This window comes from Candidatus Bandiella numerosa (assembly GCF_021811875.1).
Classification (GTDB): Bacteria; Pseudomonadota; Alphaproteobacteria; order Rickettsiales; family Midichloriaceae; genus Aquirickettsia; species Aquirickettsia numerosa_A.
Genome location: NZ_JAJBJD010000160.1, coordinates 1 through 2,431 on the forward strand (window position 1 = coordinate 1; position 2,431 = coordinate 2,431).

Below are 2,431 nucleotides of genomic sequence, written 5' to 3' on the forward strand. Positions count from 1 at the left end.
CTTACTCTTCTCTATACGTTCTTCTGCTTCTCTTACTAAAAATGACATTTTGCCTCCTCTTTCGTATGTACTTATCTTTTCATTCTATCATATATGTTTCTTTCTGCCTATTATGCAATGGTCTTCTAAAGTGCCCAATGAAAAAAAACAAATTGTTACCAAATCGCACTTGAGTATAAAAAAATTTAAAATATTCTTTATCCCTAAACTATTTTTTGGCAAATCGTTAGAAATTGTGATACATTGATGTTAAATTCTTTATTTAAGATAAACAAAAAGAAATGAGTATTCAAAGCATACTAAATCAGCTTCCTCAATACGCTTATGACATTGATAAAAGCATAAGAGAGATATTTTTTCAAGACTTACAAACTTTAGAAAAATATCAAATTTTTGGTATAGCACTTACTGCTGGATATGCATTAAAGCATGAATGCCTATTAAATTATATACGTCCTGAAGCTAAAAGGTACTTAGATAATAATGAAGCTAATGCCTGTAAAATTGCAGTAAGTACAATTTCTATGACTAGTATGTATCACAATTTTACTAAAGGTGTTGATGATGAGATTATTAAAAACATGCCTTCAAATTTGTCCTTAAGTAATTTGGCAAGTCATAATATAGATGAAAAAGATTTTTCGATGTATTGCCTCGTTGCTTCTATAGTATATGGATGCAACTACTGTATGAATGTGCATATTAAAAAATTAAGAAAGTATAATTGCTCATCTGAGACAATTCGTGATATTGGTAGAATAGTTTCCGTGATTAAGGCAGCAGGAGACGTACTAGAAATTGAAAGAATGCGAAGCTATGATTTTATAGTAAGAGAAGAAAGCTTTTAAATATCAACATTGTGAAAAAAATTGCAATTATTGGTAGGGAGAATGTTGGTAAATCTACTTTGTTCAACAAACTGTGCCAAAAAGAGCTATCTATTGTTAACAATCAGCCTGGAGTGACGCGGGATTATGTTAAAAACATAGGAAAGCTATATGATTTGAAATTCGAGTTAATAGATACTGCAGGGTGGTATTTAAAAAAGAAAAATGAGATAACACCTAAAATTAAAACTAATACATCTCTCGCTATTGAGGAAGCAGATTTTATTTTTTTTGTTGTTGATGCAAGAACGTTATTATCTGAAGAAGATATTATTTTGGCTAAATCTGTAAGAAAGCTTCAAAAAAATACTCTTTTGCTAGCTAATAAATCTGAATCAAAGAAAGCTCTAACAAAGGAAGATTTAATTAAATTGGGACTAGGAGAAGGAATTTTTATTTCAGCAGAACATAGATTGGGGTTTGAGGATATTTATCATGTAATGAAATCCAACATAGATAGCGCAATTGAGTTAGTTGAGGAGAGTGCTGATAATCTATCAATTGCTATAGTTGGCAGACCGAATGTTGGTAAATCAACTTTATTTAATTCAATATTGGGTTTTGAAAGAAGTTTGGTCTCTGATATTGCTGGAACGACAAGAGATTATTTGCTTTACGAAATCAATGTTAATGGAGTTACAATCAATTTAATTGATACAGCTGGTGTTAGGAGAAAAGCTAAAATTCAAGAAAAAATTGAAGAGTTATCTATATCCAAAACTATAGAAGCAATTAAAGTATCTGATATTGTTTTGTTAATTATGGATTCAGAAAACGCATTTGAAAAACAGGATTTAGTGCTTGCTAACCTGGCTCTGAGACATAATAAATTACTCATTCCAGTTATTAATAAACAAGATTTAATAGAAGATATTGATAAGTTTAAAGAAGAGGTTCAGTATTTAATGACTAAGCGATTGCCACAAATTAAAGATATTTTTAGTATTTTTATCAGTGCACAGAAAAGTTTTAACAAAAATTCTTTGTTTAAGAAGATAATTGATTTGTGGAACTTATATAATATAAAAATTCCCACATCAAAACTTAACAGTTGGCTCAGTAATACTCTTGAAACGTATAGCATGCCAATAATGAAGAATAACATAAAACTTAAAATTAAATATGTGAAGCAAAATTCATCATGTCCACCAACATTTGTTTTTTTTGTTAACATTTCAAATAAAATTGAAATCAACAAAAATTTCGAGAAATTCCTGACAAACTCTTTAAGGGCAAAATTCTTATTACAAGGAATACCTATTAAAATTCATTTTGTTTTTAGTAAAAATCCTTTTATTTCATAAAAAGTAAAAAAAAATCATTGACTATAAACCATAAATTGGACTTAGATAGTTAATTACTGAGTAAGACCATTGCATAATAGGCAGAAAGAAACATATATGATAGAATGAAAAGGTAAGTACATACGAAAGAGGAGGCAAAATGTCATTTTTAGTAAGAGAAGCAGAAGAACGTATAGAGAAGAGTAAGTTAGTGCGAATAGCAGGAGTGATTAATTGGAAGAGAGTGGGGTCAAAGATGGG

Annotated in this window: 3 protein-coding genes; all 3 read left to right on the forward strand. The window is 29.4% G+C overall.

Translation table 11 applies throughout. From position 1 onward, the window contains the following. A partial coding sequence (locus tag L8D11_RS04935) for a hypothetical protein (RefSeq protein ID WP_236870559.1) occupies positions 1-247 on the forward strand: 247 nt, incomplete at its 5' end. 34 nt (positions 248-281) lie between these two features. Beyond that, a complete protein-coding gene (locus tag L8D11_RS04940; RefSeq protein WP_236870560.1) occupies positions 282-848 on the forward strand; it encodes a carboxymuconolactone decarboxylase family protein in 567 nt (188 codons plus the stop codon). Positions 849-859: 11 nt separating this feature from the next. After that, positions 860-2,191: a ribosome biogenesis GTPase Der gene (der, locus tag L8D11_RS04945; RefSeq protein ID WP_236870561.1), complete on the forward strand. Its 1,332-nt coding sequence runs from the start codon at positions 860-862 to the stop codon at positions 2,189-2,191. Positions 2,192-2,431: the final 240 nt, after the last annotated feature.